Source organism: Streptosporangium sp. NPDC006013, assembly GCF_040614275.1.
Taxonomy (GTDB): Bacteria; Actinomycetota; Actinomycetes; order Streptosporangiales; family Streptosporangiaceae; genus Streptosporangium.
The window spans coordinates 1-15,631 of record NZ_JBEXUE010000064.1; the positions used below are offsets into that span (position 1 = coordinate 1).

The 15,631-nt window shown below is 70.8% G+C and carries 15 protein-coding genes and 2 pseudogenes; 7 read left to right on the top strand and 10 right to left on the bottom strand.

The window, feature by feature from the left end:
• Window positions 1-426: pseudogene (locus ABZ260_RS12915) on the top strand (hypothetical protein); the annotation flags it as partial.
• Here ABZ260_RS12915 and ABZ260_RS12920 read toward each other — a convergent pair.
• The 6 genes from ABZ260_RS12920 to ABZ260_RS12945 all read right to left on the bottom strand — a co-directional run bounded on the left by ABZ260_RS12920 (window position 423) and on the right by ABZ260_RS12945 (window position 6,533).
• Complete coding sequence (locus tag ABZ260_RS12920) at window positions 423-1,376, bottom strand: ABC transporter substrate-binding protein (RefSeq protein ID WP_355616285.1); 954 nt, start codon at window positions 1,374-1,376, stop codon at window positions 423-425. The pseudogene ABZ260_RS12915 and the gene ABZ260_RS12920 overlap by 4 nt on opposite strands.
• A 480-nt stretch (window positions 1,377-1,856) precedes the next feature.
• On the bottom strand, window positions 1,857-2,711 hold the full coding sequence (locus tag ABZ260_RS12925; protein WP_355616287.1) for a Gfo/Idh/MocA family oxidoreductase: 855 nt from the start codon (window positions 2,709-2,711) through the stop codon (window positions 1,857-1,859).
• Window positions 2,708-3,520 carry an SDR family oxidoreductase gene (locus ABZ260_RS12930; protein ID WP_355616289.1) on the bottom strand — a complete coding sequence of 271 codons (813 nt, stop codon included), beginning with the start codon at window positions 3,518-3,520 and terminating at the stop codon, window positions 2,708-2,710. Before ABZ260_RS12930 ends, ABZ260_RS12925 begins: the two co-directional genes overlap by 4 nt.
• Window positions 3,514-4,716: a cytochrome P450 gene (locus ABZ260_RS12935; protein WP_355616291.1), complete on the bottom strand. Its 1,203-nt coding sequence runs from the start codon at window positions 4,714-4,716 to the stop codon at window positions 3,514-3,516. Before ABZ260_RS12935 ends, ABZ260_RS12930 begins: the two co-directional genes overlap by 7 nt.
• Window positions 4,703-5,719, bottom strand: a complete 1,017-nt coding sequence (locus ABZ260_RS12940; protein WP_350915008.1) for a phosphotriesterase-related protein — start codon at window positions 5,717-5,719, stop codon at window positions 4,703-4,705. The genes ABZ260_RS12935 and ABZ260_RS12940 overlap by 14 nt, the downstream gene beginning before the upstream one ends.
• Window positions 5,720-5,753: 34 nt before the next feature.
• Window positions 5,754-6,533: a phytanoyl-CoA dioxygenase family protein gene (locus ABZ260_RS12945; RefSeq protein WP_355616293.1), complete on the bottom strand. Its 780-nt coding sequence runs from the start codon at window positions 6,531-6,533 to the stop codon at window positions 5,754-5,756.
• 119 nt (window positions 6,534-6,652) lie between these two features.
• On the opposite strand from ABZ260_RS12945, the gene ABZ260_RS12950 reads away from it, so the two are divergent.
• Window positions 6,653-7,567 (top strand): TIGR03621 family F420-dependent LLM class oxidoreductase, encoded by a 915-nt coding sequence (locus ABZ260_RS12950; protein ID WP_355616295.1) that lies wholly within the window; start codon window positions 6,653-6,655, stop codon window positions 7,565-7,567.
• 70 nt (window positions 7,568-7,637) lie between these two features.
• Window positions 7,638-8,219, top strand: coding sequence for a histidine phosphatase family protein (locus ABZ260_RS12955; protein ID WP_350915013.1), 582 nt, complete (start codon window positions 7,638-7,640; stop codon window positions 8,217-8,219).
• A 63-nt stretch (window positions 8,220-8,282) separates the two neighbouring features.
• Here the strand turns inward: ABZ260_RS12955 and ABZ260_RS12960 are convergent, their stop codons facing one another.
• The 4 genes from ABZ260_RS12960 to ABZ260_RS12975 form a co-directional block, all read right to left on the bottom strand.
• A complete protein-coding gene (locus tag ABZ260_RS12960; protein WP_355616297.1) occupies window positions 8,283-9,056 on the bottom strand; it encodes a hypothetical protein in 774 nt (257 codons plus the stop codon).
• Window positions 9,057-9,138: 82 nt separating this feature from the next.
• Window positions 9,139-9,396, bottom strand: a complete 258-nt coding sequence (locus ABZ260_RS12965; protein WP_245651823.1) for a hypothetical protein — start codon at window positions 9,394-9,396, stop codon at window positions 9,139-9,141.
• A gap of 123 nt (window positions 9,397-9,519) precedes the next feature.
• Window positions 9,520-9,756 carry a DUF397 domain-containing protein gene (locus tag ABZ260_RS12970; protein ID WP_030921376.1) on the bottom strand — a complete coding sequence of 79 codons (237 nt, stop codon included), beginning with the start codon at window positions 9,754-9,756 and terminating at the stop codon, window positions 9,520-9,522.
• Window positions 9,757-10,578 (bottom strand): helix-turn-helix transcriptional regulator, encoded by an 822-nt coding sequence (locus tag ABZ260_RS12975; protein ID WP_350915555.1) that lies wholly within the window; start codon window positions 10,576-10,578, stop codon window positions 9,757-9,759.
• 355 nt (window positions 10,579-10,933) lie between these two features.
• On the opposite strand from ABZ260_RS12975, the gene ABZ260_RS12980 reads away from it, so the two are divergent.
• From ABZ260_RS12980 to ABZ260_RS12995, 4 genes and pseudogenes are all read left to right on the top strand, one after another.
• Window positions 10,934-11,365, top strand: coding sequence for an ATP-binding protein (locus ABZ260_RS12980; RefSeq protein ID WP_350915019.1), 432 nt, complete (start codon window positions 10,934-10,936; stop codon window positions 11,363-11,365).
• Window positions 11,366-11,647: 282 nt separating this feature from the next.
• A complete protein-coding gene (locus tag ABZ260_RS12985) occupies window positions 11,648-14,044 on the top strand; it encodes a helicase-associated domain-containing protein (protein WP_355616300.1) in 2,397 nt (798 codons plus the stop codon).
• Between the two features lie 524 nt (window positions 14,045-14,568).
• A pseudogene (locus ABZ260_RS12990) lies at window positions 14,569-14,823 on the top strand (iron chelate uptake ABC transporter family permease subunit); the annotation flags it as partial.
• Entirely contained in the window at window positions 14,820-15,623 is an 804-nt protein-coding gene (locus tag ABZ260_RS12995) for an ABC transporter ATP-binding protein (protein WP_355616301.1), read from the top strand. The pseudogene ABZ260_RS12990 and the gene ABZ260_RS12995, both read left to right, overlap by 4 nt.
• Window positions 15,624-15,631 lie beyond the last annotated feature (8 nt).

Sequence of the window (15,631 nt, forward strand, 5' to 3'; positions counted from 1 at the left end):
CGAGTTGCTGGACATGACGATGGTCTGCCACCACCTCAGCTACGACGTCCCCGAGGACGTGCCGTCACCGCCGGGCTGAGCCGGGCCGCCTGCCCGCCCGCGACACCGGCCTTCCGAGCCGCACCGGTGCCGGGCGGGAACGGCTCCTTCCCGGCACCCGGGCGGAACGGCCCCGAGGTACCGGTACCGGAGGGGAACGGCTCCCGCACGGCACCGGCAGGAGACGGTTCCGGCATGTCGGTGCCCAGGCGGGGCAGCCCCGACGTACCGGCGGCGGGCGTGGCCGTGTCAGGAGGAGACGGTTCCGGCCGGGTACGGGACGGTGCCGAGGTGGCGTTGCCCGCCTTCGGGGCGCCGGAGTCGCGGGGCGGCCCGTCCGTGCCGCCGCCGGGGACGCCCAAGGAGCGGGGGAGATCTGTCAACTAGCTGGCCGCGGCCTTCTGCACGGCCTCGCCGACCTGCTTGGCGAGGTCCACGACGCGCGGCCCCCAGCGGGAGGCGATGTCGTCGTCGAGGAGGATGACCTGGTCGTTCTTGATGGCCGACAGCTTGGACCAGCCCGGACGCTTGGCGAGGGTGTCCTTCGACTGGCCGCAGCACTTGGTGTCGGCCAGGAAGACGAGGTCGGGGTCGGCCTGCGCGACGAACTCGGCGGAGAGCTTGGGGTAGCCACCCGCCGCGTCGGGGGCCTTGTCGGCGATGTTGGTCAGGCCGAACAGCCCGTAGATCTGGCCGATGAAGGTGGCGGAGGTCGCCGCGTAGGGGGTGACGTCCAGCTCGTGGTAGTAGGTGAGCTTCGTGTCCTTCGGTGCGGCGGCGGCGAGCTCGTCGATCTGCTTCTTCATCTGCGCGGCGAGTTCGGTGGCCCGCTCGCCGTTGCCGGTGGCGGCACCGAGGTCGGTGATCTGGTCGTAGGTCTCGTCGAGTTTGGTGGCGGCGGGCTCCAGCAGCACCGGTACGCCGACCTTGCCCAGCGCGGCCACGATGCCGTCGATGTCATCGGAGAGCACGACCAGGTCCGGCTTCTGGGCGATGATCGCCTCAACGTTCGGCTTGAAACCGGACAGCTCGCTCTTCGGCGCTTCCGCGGGGTGGTTGGACTGGTCGTCCACCGCGACGACCTGTGATCCCGCGCCGATCGCGAACAGGCTCTCGGTGGCGGCGGGCGAGAGCGAGACGATCCGCTCGGGCCTGCTCTCGATGGTGACGGAGCCGTTGCCCGCCTCGACGGTGACCGGGAAACCCGCCGCCGAGGGAGTCGCGGCGGCACTTGCGGAGGCGGTGGAAGGCGAGGTCGCGGGGGAGGTCTGGCCGCATCCGGCGAGGGTCAGTGCGGCGAGCAGGGCGCCGACGAGGGCGCTGCGTACGGGCCTCAAGGGAGGTCCTTTCAGTTACCGGAACCGAGGGACCCAGGCAAGGACGGGTCACCCTTTTCCACGAGGGTCGGCGTCGACGACGCGGCGGAGGCGACCTGGCTCGACCCACGAGGGGCCATGACAGTTGCGGGACAGCGCCGGACTCGCACCGGACTTCGCTCACACCACGCGTTGGACGAACGCTATCAACTCCCCCGAACAGCCTCTATGCCGAGGTTCCGGACGGACCGCTCTGTGGCTCCCCGGATAGGCCGCGCCCCGGAGGGACCGCCCGCCGAACCTCCGGGCCCGCCCTCCAGGCACATCACCACCGACGCGCCGCCCGCCGGCAGGCTGCGCTCCGGAGGGACCGTCCGCCAAGCCTCCGGCCCGCTCTTTGAAAGAGCCGCTCTCCGCCCCTCCAGGCGCGCCGTCCCGCTGGCCTGCCGCGCGCGTACGGAGCCGCTCGTCCGGCGGGCCGTCGTTCAGCAGGGGCGCCTCTCAGCCGAGTTGCTCCTCGGCGGTGGCGATGATCTCCTGCAGGCGCAGGCCGTGCGCGGCGTCCAGGGGGTGGCCGCCACCGCGCCGCACGGTCCGCTCGAACTCCATGAGCATGAGGGAGAAGACGTCGGAGCCCAGCCGGGTGTCGTCCATGGTCTCCCGGCCGAGGCGGCCGTAGATCTCGACGTCGGAGGGCGGGCTCTCACCCGGCACGCTCATGCACAGCGACGCCTCGCTGACCGCGCCGGTCTCGTGCTCCAGCAGCAGGCCGACCCAGCCCAGCGGGTTGCCGTGGGCGCGGACCCCGACGACCCTGCCGAGCGCGGCGTCCAACATGTCGATCATGTGCGGGCCGACGTCGAGGATCGCGCCGCGCTCCAGTCGCCAGGAGGTGGCGAAGGCCCCGCCGAGCATCGCCCCCGAGATGTTGGCCGCCCGGCCGCCGAACGGCTCGATGGCCGAGACCCTGGCCAGGAAGGCCCGGGTGGCGGGCGAGTAACGCCAGGTGAGGACCATCTGCGAGGCCACGCCCGCCTCGGCGACCGCCTCGGCCAGCCGCCGTGCGCCGTCCAGATCGGCGGCGAGCGGTTTCTCCAGCAGCAGTGCCTTGCCCGCCTTGGCGGCGAGCACGCCGAGCTCCGCCTGGACGGCGGGCGGCACCGAGAACGCGACCGCCTCGCAGTTGTCGAAGAGCTCCTCGATCCGCTCGAAGACCGGAGCACCGAACCTGGCCGCGGCCTCGGGGCGACGGGCCCATACCCCCGCCAGACGTGTGTTCGGACCAGCCGCCAGCATCGGCGCGTGCACCATCTCGGCCCACGGTCCGGCACCTACCAGACCCACAGATAACGTCACGGATCCAGTTTCGCACGCTCCCAGGCCCTGATCGCGTGCTCCGGACGGTGCGCCGTCGTCCCGCTGTCGACCACGATCGTCTGGCCGGTCACGCACCGCGCCTCGTCCGAGGCGAGGAACGCGACCAGCGCCGCCACGTCGTCCGGCTCCGCCGCCCAGGGCAGCAGGCGTTCGGCCGCCTTCTCCGCCAGCCGCCGCGGGGACATCGCCGCGCGCGCCGCGTCGGTCATGACGAGGCCGGGGGCGACCGCGTTGCAGCGGATGCCGCGCGAGCCGTACATGGTGGCGACGTAGCGGGTGAATCCGGTCAGGGCCGCCTTGGACGCCCCGTAGGCCGCGTGGTCGGCGTCGCCCACCAGCCCGGACACCGACGAGGTCAGCACGATCGCGCCGCCGTCGCGCATCGCGGGGACCGCGTGCTTGACCATGAGCATCGCCCCTCGCAGGTTGACGGCCATGGTGCGGTCCCAGACCTCGACGTCCAGGTCGAGCAGGTCCTGGTCGCGGCCGTAGACGTCGCGGTCCAGACAGGCGGCGTTGGAGTGCAGCACGTCCAGCCCGCCGAACGAGCCGATCAGCTGCGCCACGGCCGCCTTCACCTCCTCCTCGTTCGACACGTCGCAGTGGAGCGCGCACGCCGTACCGCCGCGGGCCCTGATTCCCGAGGCCACCGAGCGCGCGCCCGCGGCCCACAGGTCGGCCACCCCGACGCAGGCGCCCTCGGCGGCCAGCCGGCGCGCGGTCGCCGCGCCGATTCCCGAGGCGGCGCCGGTGACCAGTGCCACCCGGCCGTCGAAGCGCGTCACCATTCCACGTTCAGCGCGGTCAGGCCCCGTCCGACCAGCGACGTGCGGTAGGTGACGGGCGGTCCGCCGGATGCCAGGCGGAGCCCCGGGAGGCGGCGGCCCAGCACCTTCAGCGCGGTACGGAGCTGCAGGCGGCCGAGCGCGGCCCCCACGCAGAAATGGATGCCGTAGCCGAGCGTCATGTGCGCGTCGGCGTTGCCGCGGTCGATCCGGAACTCGTCCGGCTCGTCGAAGACGCGCTCGTCGTGGGCCGCGGAGTCGGTGGAGAGCAGGCAGAGCGAGCCCTTCGGGATGGTCACGCCGTGCATCTCCACATCGACGGCGGCGTACCTGAAGGAGCCGAGGCTGGCGCCGTCGATGCGCATGCACTCCTCCACCGCGTTCTGCACCAGTTCGGGCGGCACCGGCCAGATCTCCTCGCGCAGCAGCCTGAACACGCTGTTGCCGAGCTGGTTGGGCACGGTGTCGTTGCCGCCGAGCAGGATCGTGGAGATCAGCTCGACGACCTCGCGGTGCGACAGCTCGGTGCCGATCAGCGAGGTCATCAGCGAGACGAAGTCGTCGCGCGGCTCGGCGGCGCGGGAGGCGACCAGCTTGTCGACGTAGTCGAGGTAGGTCAGGAAGCTCTCGGCCAGCACCAGCTGGCGCTCGGGCGGCTGCGGTGACAGGAAGAGCTGGAACCAGTCCTTCACGTGCTCCTTGACGAAGGCCTCGTCCTCCTCGGGGACGCCGATGAAGCGGGCGGTGAGCTTGACCGAGGGCACGTGCGCGATCTCCGCGACCAGGTCTCCCCCGCCACTCGGGATCACCCGGTCGAGCACCTCCTCGTTCAGGTCGCGGAAGCGCTGTTCCATCGCGGCGACGGCGCGTGGGGTGAAGGCGCGCGAGACCGAGCGGCGCAGCCGGGTGTGGGTGGGCGGGTCGACGTTGGCCACGAAGCTGGACAGGAACGAGCCGTGCTCGCCCAGCACCCGCCTGGTCTCGTCGGCGAGGCTGCGGGAGATCGTCAGCGAGCCCTCGGAGGAGAAGCGCCTGGGGTCGCCGTAGGCGGCGCGCACGTCCTCGTGCCGGCTGATGACGTAGGCGCCCAGGTGCTCGCTGTAGAACACCGGACGCTCGTCGCGGAGCCTGCGCAGGAAGTCGTAGGGCGCGGCGACGTGCCAGGCCGCGGTGACGTCGAAGTCCTCAGCGGTAATCATGACCTGCCTCTCGGTACGGCTCGCGCCGGGCGAGGATCTGGCGGGGGTTGGCGATGAGCATCAGGTCGATCTGCTCGGAGGTGACGCCTCGCCTGCGGAGCTCGGGCAGTACGTCCCTGGAGATGTGGAGCAGGTGGTAGTTGGGGTGTCGTTGCCGTACGACGTCGGCGTCGAAGCGGTCGTTGAAGCAGTAGGAGTCGTGGGACAGGACCATCCGGTCCGCGTGGCCGCGCGCGGCGAGTTCGGCGACGATCGCCACCCGGTTCTCGAACGAGCTGATCGTCTCGATACCGAACCTGTCCATGCCCAGGTAGGAGCCGTTCGCGATGAGTTCTTCCAGGTAGGTGACGTCTGTTGCGTCTCCGGCATGCCCGATGACGACCCTGGAGAGGTCCACGCCCAGCCGTGCCAGCAGCTTCTGCTGCTCCAGGCCGCCGCCCGAGGCGCTGTGCGAGTGGGTGGAGATCGGCACCCCGGTCTCCAGGTGCGCCTCGGCGACCGCGCGGAAGACCCGCTCACAGTTGGCGGTCATGCCGAGGTGGTCGGTGGCGCACTTGAGGATGCCGGCCTTCACACCGGTACGGCCGATCCCCTCGGTGATGTCCCTGACGAAGAACTCGGCCAGCCGGTCGGCGCCGCCGAACAGCGAGCCCGGCCCGCGGTTGCCGAAGTAGGGCGGGAGCGCGTCGTAGGTGTAGAGGCCGGTGGCGACCACGATGTTGACCTCGGTCAGCTCGGCCACCCGTTGCACCGCGGGCACGTAGCGGCCCAGGCCGACCACGGTCAGGTCGACCACCGTGTCGATGCCGTGCCGTTTCAGGTCGTTCAGCTTGGCCGCCGCCTCGCGGGCGCGGGTTTCGAGGTCCCAGCCCTCGGGGATGTCCGGCCAGTTCCACAGGATCTCCGGGCTGAGCCCGAAGATGTGCTCGTGCATGAGCGTCGCGCCCGGGTCCCCGATGGGGCCGGTGATCGTCTCGATGCTCGGGGCGGGGTTGTCACTCATGTCCGGTCACCACTCCTCGCTCGTCGCCGACCCGTCACGCGTGCGCGACGACGGGGAACCTCGGGTGTTCGAACGGCTGGTTGACCGTCAGTCCCAGACCGTCCGTCTGCCTGTACGGCGTCCCGGTGTAGAGCGCGTCCGCGTCGAAGTAGGTGACCGTGAACGACAGCCTGGCGCTGTCCCTGCGGTTGGCGGCCGCCCCGTGGACGGTCAGCGCGTGGTGCACCGTCGCGTCCCCGGCCGCGAGATCCAGCGGCGGTGAGATCTCCAGCTCCTTCAGCCACGGGTGCTGGCTGAGCTGGTCGTCACCGTCCCTGGCGAAGGAGCGGCCCAGCAGGCCGTGGCGGTGGGAACCGCACAGGAACCGGAGCGAGCCCATGTCCGCGGGCACGTCCACCAGGGCCAGCCAGACGGTGAGCATGGCCGAGCGGTCCATCGGCATCCACGGGAAGTCCTGGTGGAACTCGGTGGCGCCGTGCCCGCCGTCCGGCTCCTTGATCAGCAGGTTGGTCACCTGGATCCGTACCCCGGCCACCCCGTGCAGCAGCCGGGTGGCGCCGCGGCCGAGAGCCGGGGCGAAGGCCAGGTCCCGGAAGTGCTCGTCTGTCTCGGCGATGTCCCTGGACTGGCCGAACGCCTGGTCGACCTTGGAGGTGACCGCCCGCGAGCGCTCGGCGAGGTGTTCCCGGGCACGGTTGCGGAGCAGGGCCACGTAGCCGCCTTCGACCAGGCGTGGCAGCCTTACCCAGCCGTTGTCCGCAAAGAAGGCGACCTCGTCGTCGGTCACCTCGCGGACCAGGTTGTCGTCAGCCATTGGCTCAGTGTCGAACCTCACACCCGCTAAAGCAAGCGCTTGGTAATAACAGTCGCCTTTCCGTGCCCGGACGGCGCATCTATGCTTAGCAAGCGCTTGGTAGAGTAGAGGGGATGCCGATGGATCGCCCGTTCCGGTTCGCCGCCGTGATCCGCGAGGCCGGCTCGGCCAGGGCCTGGGCCGAGGCGGCACGCCGCCTGGAGGGCTCGGGCTTCGACGTGCTGCTCGTCCCCGACCATCTGGTCGGTCCCCGCTTCGCGCCGGTCGCGGCGATGACCGCGGCGGCGTGCGCCACCAGCCGCCTGCGGGTCGGCACGCTGGTGTTCGCCAACGACTTCCGCCACCCCGCGGTACTCGCCAAGGAGGCCGCCACCGTCGACCTGCTCTCCGAGGGCCGCCTGGAGCTGGGCCTCGGCACCGGCTGGATGGCCGCCGACTACGCCGGTGCCGGGCTGGCGTTCGAGCCGCCGGGGGTCAGGGTGGACCGGCTGGCCGAGGCGATCACCGTGCTCAAGGGCCTGTGGGCGGACGGCCCCTTCACCTTCCACGGCAGGCACTACCGGATCACCGCCCTGGACCAGACCCCCAAGCCCCTGAGCCGCCCGCACCCTCGGCTGCTGCTCGGCGGCGGCGGCCCGCGCATGCTCGGGCTGGCCGCCCGCGAGGCCGACGTGATCAACCTCGGCATGCGGGTACGCGCCGACGGCACCGGCCCCGACGGCGCGGACGGCGGCCTGGACGCCTTCCTCGCCAAGATCGACCTGGTACGGCGGGCCGCGGCCGGCCGCTACCACCGGGTCGAGCTCGGCACCAGCGTGCAGCAGCTCGGCGTCCGCAAGCGGGACGAGCCGTGGAGCGCCGCCGACTCCTCCCGGCAGGACGAGACTCCGCAGGTGCTGCTCGGCACCCGCCAGGACATCGTCGACAAGCTCCGCCACTGGCGCGACACCCACGACCTGTCCTATTTCGTACTCCACCACGAGCGTGACCTGGACGCCTTCATCCCGGTCGCCGAGGAGCTCGCGGGGCGCTGACCCGCGACGCTTCGGGGTCCCGGGGCCCCGGGGCGTGCGCGACGGACCGCCGGCGGCATGATTGGGCATCATGGACCAGATGATTCTGCTGCGGCACGGCGAGACCGAATGGAGCCGGGACGGCCGGCACACCGGGCGCACCGATCTACGGCTGACCGCCGGAGGCGAGGATCAGGCACGGGCACTGGCCCCGCTGATCTCGGACCGGACGTTCGGCCTCGTCCTGGTCAGTCCGGCCCGGCGCGCGAGGGACACCGCCGAGCTCGCCGGAATCAAGGACTACGAGACAGATCCCGACCTGTGGGAATGGGACTACGGCGGCTACGAGGGCATCACCACCCTGGAGATCCGCGAGAGGCGCCCCGGCTGGTACCTGTGGCGCGACGGCGTCGTCCCCGGCGACGCCGAGCACCCCGGCGAGAGCGCGGAGCAGGTCGGCGCCCGCGCCGACCGGGTGATCGCCCGAGCCCTGGCCGCGGACGGCGACGTGGTCCTGGTCGCCCACGGACACTACCTGCGGGTGCTGTGCGCCCGCTGGCTCGGCCTGCCACCGACCGACGGCCGCCTGTTCCGCCTGGACACCGGCACCTACTCCCGGCTCGGCTTCGAGCGCGACGAGCCGGTCGTCCTCACCTGGAACGCGCCCGTCTGACTCCTGACCCGCGATCGGAGCCCTCCCCCGGATCCCCCTTTCCGCCGCGACAGCCCCTCCTCCTCACCGGAGATCGGCCCGGATCGGGGCAAGGCGGGAGCCGGGGAAGGGCGCCAGCAGGGTCTCCCGCCACGGGCCCGCCAGGAACTCCCTGGCCCGCCTGCTCCAGTCGAGCAGCCGGCCGTCCGGCTCCACCTCGTCGTCCAGGCCGAGCGCCGCGTCCCTGGACCGCTGGAGCGCCAGGTGGTCGTCCAGCGTCATGCCCCAGACGGTGACGACCTCGGTGTCGCAGAACAGGACCTCGTACAGACCGATCGGGCGGTGGCCGTGGTCGGCGAGGACGGGCGCGCGCTCCTCGCGGACGGCGTCGAGGTAGTCCAGCGCGGCCCCGGGTCGCACCTGGGCGCTCTCGAACAGGTAGAACGGGGCCGCGTAGCCCTCGGCGGTGATGTCGGCGAGGGCCGGGCTGCCGCGCACGGCGCCCAGTGGCCGGGAGAAGGCGGAAAAACGAAGGTCGTCGATGTCGGAGAGGAAAAGCCTGCCGTCGACGCCGTCGTAGATGTTCATCATCTGCCGCCAGCCGCCGTCCCAGCCGCCGTGGCAGTCCCAGAGCGTGACCGCCTTGAACTGGGGGTGGCCGGTGATGCCGACGGCGTAGAAGGCGCCCACCAGGTCGATGTCCCTGGATCTGATCGACAGTCCCCGGGTCAGTTCCGGGGTGTCGAGGGCCTCGTCTTCCTTCTTGTAGCGGGTGAGCCAGGTGAGGTACTCCAGCGGCCTGCGGGAGTTCATCGGCCGGAAGTCGACCTCTTCGATCAGGTAGATGCCTCGCCGCACGGTAAGCGCCTCCTCAACCCAAGCTAATGCTTGGTTGAACACTAGTTGAGAAGGATCACTCCGTACAACGTGGAGATCTCGTTCAGGCGGCCGCCGCGGCGGGCTGCGGACCGCGCCCCGTCAGCCATTCGAGGACCCGGCGGTGACCGTGGCAGGCGTCCTCGAAGTGGCCCCAGCGCCAGTAACGTGGCTGGTCGCGCACTCCGGTGACCCATGTGCGGTAGGACACCGGAGTGGGCGCACCCTCCCCCGTTGCCGCCGAGGCGACGCCGTAAGTGCGGATCACGACGCGCCCGCCTGGCGCGAACAGCACGTCGTCGGCCACCGGGTACAAGGTCATCTGGTCGAGCACGGCTTGAGCCCCCAATCGCTGTGATCTCAAACTCTTCCGTGCCGTTCCACTCCCCCGGTTACACGACCGGCGCGGCCCGGTTAACCCGGCGGCCCTGAGGTAAAAACGGTGTTACACCGTTAAACCGTCGAACTCCCCATCCTTCACCCCGAGCACCAGGGCACGGATCTCATCCCTGGTGTAGATCAGGGCAGGCCCCTCTGGAAAACGCGAGTTCCGGACCGCGATGCTGCCATCCGAAAGTTCGGCAAGCTCGACGCAGTTACCCGTCGAGTTGCTGTAGCGGCTCTTGCGCCAGCTGGCCCCGGCAAGGTCAGTGGCCGGCATGCCGTTGTAGGTCTGCTCCATTTACATCTCTCTGAGAAGGTCGCCGAGGATCTCGGCGGTGCCCCCGGGCGTGGTGCTTTCCACGCACAACTGCTCCATGGCCGTGAGGTATGGATCGATGTCCTCACGTTTGTCCAGGTAGAGGGCACCCCAGAGCTGCTCGACATAGACGACGTCCGACAGGTCGGACTCGGGAAACCGCAAGATGCTGAACGCACCACCCTCGGCCGCGTGCATGCCGAATCGGAAGGGCATCACCTGGAGGGTGATGTTGGGAAGCGTGGCCACTTCCAGCAGGTGCTGGATCTGCTCACGCATCGTCTCCTTACCTCCGATGGGACGCCTCAGGGCCGCCTCGTCGATGACCGCCCACAACCGGGGGCCGTCCTTCTTCGTTAAGCGATCCTGCCGCTGCATGCGCATATGCACACGACGCTCGATCTCCGCCTCCGGCACGTCCGGGTAGCCCAACCGGATCACGGTGCGCGCGTAGGCGGATGTCTGCAGCAGGCCGGGAATGAACTGCACCTCGTAGGTGCGGATCATGTTCGTCGCCTCCTCCAGCCCCACGTAGGTGGTGAACCAGTTCGGCAACAGGTCGCCGTACTTGTGCCACCAGCCGGGGGTGTTCGCCTCGCGGACCATCTCCAGCAGGCCGCGCCGTTCTGCGTCGTCGAGCACGCCGTACAGGGTGAGCAGGTCTTCCACGTCACGCGTCTTGAAGCCGACGCGGCCGAGTTCCATGCGGCTGATCTTGGACTCTGAGGCACGGATGTGGAATCCCGCTACCTCACGGGCGAGCCCCTTCTCCTCACGCAGCCGGCGCAGACTCGCGCCGAGCATGATGCGCCGGACAGTGGAACCGGTACCGGGCGGATCCATGGACACGTGATGCTCCTCGCTCGCTTTCCTGATCGACAGTCTGTCACTTCGCGGCCGAAGAATCCCTGGCCACGATCAAGATCCCCTTTCGTACGAAATTACCCAATCACCGGTAACGGTAGCGGTTGCACACACCTTATGCACGTGCATTCGCTCTTGCACCTGCACGGGAGTTTGCACCATGATTGCGGCTGTGCAGTCCGCCCAAACCGCGCCCCCCCGAGCGTCAACGTCATGGACGGCCCTCGACTGGTGGCCCCCCGCAGGCTGGTGGCCCGACTCCGCGCGCGATCTTCTCCTCGGATCCCCGGCAGTCATGGCCAGCGCCACCTTCGTGCTCCCGCCACACGCCGAGTCCGTCCACTCCGCCCGCAGCTTCGCGACGGGCACCCTCACCGGCTGGAACCTCGGCGAGCTGGGCGAGAACATGGAGCTGGTCGTCTCGGAACTGGCGACCAACGCCCTCAGACACGGCCTCCGGCTCGCCGAGTCGCGCGCCAGGGAGCCGATCCGGCTCTCCCTGATCCGGCGGGGCAATCTGGTCACCTGCACGCTCAACGACCCGGGAGCCGGCTTCCCCGCGCTCCGCGATCCTTCGCCACTCGACATCGGCGGCCTCGGACTGCACATCGTCGAGTCACTGAGCCTTCGCTGGGGCTGGGCACCGCTGGCCCCGTACGGCAAGATTGTCTGGGCCGTCCTGCGGACCGGCCTTCGTGAGGATCCCGCCCCCCTCGACCGCCCGTAGACCCACGAACGCCCGCCGCGTGCCGTTCCCCGCCCCGCTCCTTCACCACCTCCACCGACCTCTTCCGGACGGCGCCGCCTCTTCCCCTTAAGGGCGCCAATCGGTCCCGGGGCCGCCGCTCCTCCCTCCCGGTGGCCCCGGGACCGGTTAGAACCGGATGGAGACCTCATATAACGCGTCGCATTCTGCGCGGTAGATGCCGTCAGAGATGCCCTCTGCATTACCGTGGATGTTTATGGCTCACGGAGAGTCCCCGCGCGAGATTCCTGAGAGAGCTGCGAGATGGACGATCACCTGCTCGGCTGGTTGAAAACCCTCGACGAAGAACGGCTCGCCCGAGTTCTGGCCAACCGGCCGGACGCCATCGCCCCGCCGTGGCCGCGCCGCCTGGACACCCTGGCGCAGCGACTGGGCAACGGGTTCGCGGTGATGGAGGTCATGCGCGGCCTGCCGCTGCCCTCCCTGGAGGTGGCGCAGGCCGCACTGACCCTCGGCGAGCAGGCCGGGCCGGAGACGGTGGCCCGGTTCTTGGGCGTGCCCGAGGCCGAGGTGGCGCCCTGGCTCGACCTGCTGTTCGACCACGCCCTGGCGTGGCCGGACAGTGAGGGCCGCATCCGGGTGGCCGAGGGGCTCGCCCGGTGGTGGACCGCCCCCTGCGGGCTCGGTGAACCGCTCCCCAACTACCTGAACTCCTGGACGGTCAGCGCCGACGCGCTGCGCGCGCTGGCCAGGACCCTGGGCCTGCCGCACGGCCCGAAGCGGCGTACGGTCGCCAGGGTCACCGAGATCCTCTCCGACCCCCACCGGGTGACCGCGCTGCTGGAGAAGGCTCCCGAGGGTGCGGGGCGGCTGCTTGAGGAGTTCGCCTGGGACGGTCCTGTCCGCGACGTGGACGGCGGCGAGTTCGTGGTGCCGGGGTCTCCCGAGAAGTGGGCCGCCGATCACGGGCTGCTCTTCCGCCCCAGCTGGAATGTGGCCGAGATGCCCCGTGAGGTGGCGCTCGCGCTGCGCGGCCCCGACTACCACCCGCCCTTCACCCCCGTCCCGCCCGACCTCGCCACGCTCCCCGTCGACCCCGAGGCCGTCGACCACCTGATGACCCTGGCCGCACCACACGTGGTGGAGCGCTGCGCCGCCATGCTGGAGAACACCGCGAAGTTCCCGCTGCCGCTGCTCAAGGCGGGCGGGGTGGGTGTGCGCGAGGTCCGGCGGGTGGCCAAGGACACCGGCTGCGACGAGGACGAGACCCGGCTGCTGCTGGAGGTCTGCGCGGTGGCCCGGCTGCTGGCCTGGGACGACTCCGCCGGCGGGCTGGTGCCCACCGAGAAGTTCGACCGCTGGCGGCTGGACGACGCGGCCGCCAGGCTCCGAGTGCTGCTGTCGGCGTGGTGGCGGATGGAGCGCTCGTCGCTCCGGAAGGTCGACGGCAAGTACGGCACGGTGCTCGGTGACGATCCCGCCGGGGCCATGGTCGCCCGCGCCCGGCGGGCGGTGCTCGGCGTGCTGGCCCGCCTGCCCGCCAGCACCGCGTGCGTCGACCTGGCCGGGCTGGTCGAGTCCGCGTACTGGCACGCCCCGCTGCTGGACCGGTCGCTGCTGGCCGAGTGCGCCCCCGCCGTGCTGGAGGAGGCCCGGATGCTCGGGCTGGTCGCCCTCGACACGATCACCGACCTCGGCCGCGCGATGGCCGGGCTGGACGCCTTCCCCGGCGACGAGATCGACGACTCCGCGCCCCTGGTGGAGAACGACCCCGTGCTGGTCGAGTGCTCCACCAGGGCGCTGGCCAGCGTGCGGCGGAGCGCGCTCTTCGGCGCCGATCTCACCGCGGTGGTGACCGGCCCGCCCGCCGGCGAGCTCGCCGAGCTGCTCGACCGGGCCGCCGAGCGCGAGTCGCGCGGCGCGGCCTCGGTCTGGCGGTTCACCCCGGCCAGCGTGCGCCGGGCCATGGACGCCGGCTACACCGCCGAGGGTCTGCTGACGGACCTCGCTGAGGTGGGCAGGGTGCCGCAGCCCCTCGAGTACCTGATTCACGACGTGGCCAGGCGGCACGGCGAGATCACGGTGACCACCGTCGCCTGCATCGTGCAGGCCTCCGACCCGGTGCTGCTGGCCGAGATCGCCGGGCACCGGCGGCTGGGCAGGCTGGGCCTGCGGCTGCTCGCCCCGACCGTGCTGGCCAGCGCGATGCCCGCCGACAGGACCCTGGCGGCGCTGCGGGAGAACGGCTACGCGCCGGTGCCCATCGAGGACACCGGGGAGATCACCATCCGCAGGGCCCGGGTCGAGGAACCGCGGAACGGGCGGCTGATCCTGCTGCCCGGGGGCAGGGTGGCCGAGTTCGAACAGCCCCCGTACCCACTGGTGGAGCCACCGCCGGACCCCCGCGAGCACGCCCAGCGCCTGCTCGTCGCCGAGGGCCAGGCCACCCAGTCCGGCGGCAGGACGTGGGCGGTCATCGGCCGCATGGCCTCCCGCCTGCCGACCGCCCAGCAGTCACTGCTCGGCTTCGTCGTCGATCGAGGCGTGCGGGCGGCGATCACACTGACCGACGGCCTGACCGCCACCATCAGCCACGGCGAGCTGCGCAGCGGCGTGCTCGACGCGTGGTGCGAGGAGGCGGGCGACTATCTGGAGTTCCCGCTGGCCGACATCATCGAGGTCCGCGGCGCCTACGCCTGATCCGTCCCACAGGCCTGGTCCGCCCGCCGCCCGGCCGAGCCGAACGCCGTCGCCCCGGCCGTCCGGTGCGACCGAACGCGCGGGTCGGCGCCTCCCGGGCCGATGTCTTCCAGGCCCACGTCTCCCGGGCCCGCGATCACGGCCTTCAGGTCGCCGTAGACGAGGCGCTGCAGGGAGGTCTTGTTCTTGGTGCCGGTGTCGAAGGCGCGACGGGATGCGTGGTTGGCGGCTAGGAATCTCCCGGGGGACAGGTCGAGATATTTCCTTCTCTGAAGGATAGGCTTACCTAAATGACTTCTTCATTAGATTAGCCTTACCTTAACTATGTCGACAGGGAGGGAGCTCGGTGAGCAGGGCCGGTGTGACCACAGCCGGGTCCAGGACGACCGGGTCCGAGACAGCGTGGTCCCAGACGGCCGGAAAACCGGACGGCACGCCACCGAGTGAAATGGCGTGCGCCCGTGCTGGCGGCCGGACTGCTGGCCGGGCTGGCGATCCTGGTCGGCATCGCCGTCGGCGTGCTGCTGTGCGGTGTCGCCACCGCCGCCACCGGACCCGTGATCTTCGTGGCGATGGCCGCTCCCCAGCTGGCCCGGCGGATCAGTCGTTCCCCCGGCGTCACCCTGGTCACCTCGGCGCTGACCGGCGCCACCCTGCTGGTCTGCGCCGACCTGGCCGCGCAGCGCCTCTTCGCGCCGGTCCAGCTGCCGGTGGGAATCATGACCGCCGCGATCGGCGGCGTATACCTGGTGTTTCTCCTGCGGAGGGAACGACGTTGAGACTGTACGGCACCGGCCTGACCCTCTCCTACGACAAGCGCGTGGTGGCCAGGGACCTGGACGTCACGATCCCCGACGGGTCGTTCACCGTGATCATCGGCCCCAACGCGTGCGGCAAGTCCACGATGCTGCGCGCCCTGGCCCGGATGCTCAAGCCCCGCGCGGGGGCGGTCCACCTGGACGGATCCGTGATCACCTCGCTGCCGTCCAAGGAGGTGGCGCGCAGGCTGGGCCTGCTGCCGCAGAGCTCGATCGTGCCCGACGGCATCACGGTCGCCGACCTGGTGGGCCGGGGCCGCTACCCGCACCAGCGGATGATGCGCCAGTGGTCCCGCGAGGACGAGGCCGCGGTGGCGGCGGCCATGGAGTCGACGGACGTGACCGAGCTGGCCGACCGCTGCGTGGACGAGCTCTCCGGCGGCCAGCGCCAGCGCGTCTGGCTGGCCATGGCGCTGGCCCAGGAGACCCCGATCCTGCTGCTCGACGAGCCGACCACCTTCCTGGACATCGCCCACCAGATCGAGGTGCTCGACCTCTGCGCCGACCTGCACGAGCAGGGCAGGACCCTGGTCGCCGTGCTGCACGACCTGAATCAGGCCTGCCGCTACGCCACCCACCTGATCGTGATGCGCGACGGCCGGATCGTCGCCGAGGGCGACCCCTCCACGATCGTCACGGCCGACCTGGTAAGGGAGGTCTTCGAGCTACGCTGCGAGATCATCGAGGACCCGCAGAGCGGCACCCCGCTGATCGTCCCCGAGACCCGCCGCCGCGCTCCCGCCCCGCTGGGGCGAGGCTAGGTCAGGAG

What these genes read in the sequence shown, in the direction of transcription:
- ABZ260_RS12950 (WP_355616295.1), top strand. Translation starts at nt 6,653, where the DNA reads ATGGATCGCCCGTTCCGGTTCGCCGCCGTGATCCGCGAGGCCGGCTCG.
- ABZ260_RS12935 (WP_355616291.1), bottom strand. Translation starts at nt 4,716, where the DNA reads ATGATTACCGCTGAGGACTTCGACGTCACCGCGGCCTGGCACGTCGCC.
- ABZ260_RS12970 (WP_030921376.1), bottom strand. Translation starts at nt 9,756, where the DNA reads ATGGAGCAGACCTACAACGGCATGCCGGCCACTGACCTTGCCGGGGCC.
- ABZ260_RS12955 (WP_350915013.1), top strand. Translation starts at nt 7,638, where the DNA reads ATGGACCAGATGATTCTGCTGCGGCACGGCGAGACCGAATGGAGCCGG.
- ABZ260_RS12940 (WP_350915008.1), bottom strand. Translation starts at nt 5,719, where the DNA reads ATGAGTGACAACCCCGCCCCGAGCATCGAGACGATCACCGGCCCCATC.
- ABZ260_RS12930 (WP_355616289.1), bottom strand. Translation starts at nt 3,520, where the DNA reads ATGGTGACGCGCTTCGACGGCCGGGTGGCACTGGTCACCGGCGCCGCC.
- ABZ260_RS12965 (WP_245651823.1), bottom strand. Translation starts at nt 9,396, where the DNA reads ATGACCTTGTACCCGGTGGCCGACGACGTGCTGTTCGCGCCAGGCGGG.
- ABZ260_RS12985 (WP_355616300.1), top strand. Translation starts at nt 11,648, where the DNA reads ATGGACGATCACCTGCTCGGCTGGTTGAAAACCCTCGACGAAGAACGG.
- ABZ260_RS12945 (WP_355616293.1), bottom strand. Translation starts at nt 6,533, where the DNA reads ATGGCTGACGACAACCTGGTCCGCGAGGTGACCGACGACGAGGTCGCC.
- ABZ260_RS12980 (WP_350915019.1), top strand. Translation starts at nt 10,934, where the DNA reads ATGGCCAGCGCCACCTTCGTGCTCCCGCCACACGCCGAGTCCGTCCAC.
- ABZ260_RS12975 (WP_350915555.1), bottom strand. Translation starts at nt 10,578, where the DNA reads ATGCTCGGCGCGAGTCTGCGCCGGCTGCGTGAGGAGAAGGGGCTCGCC.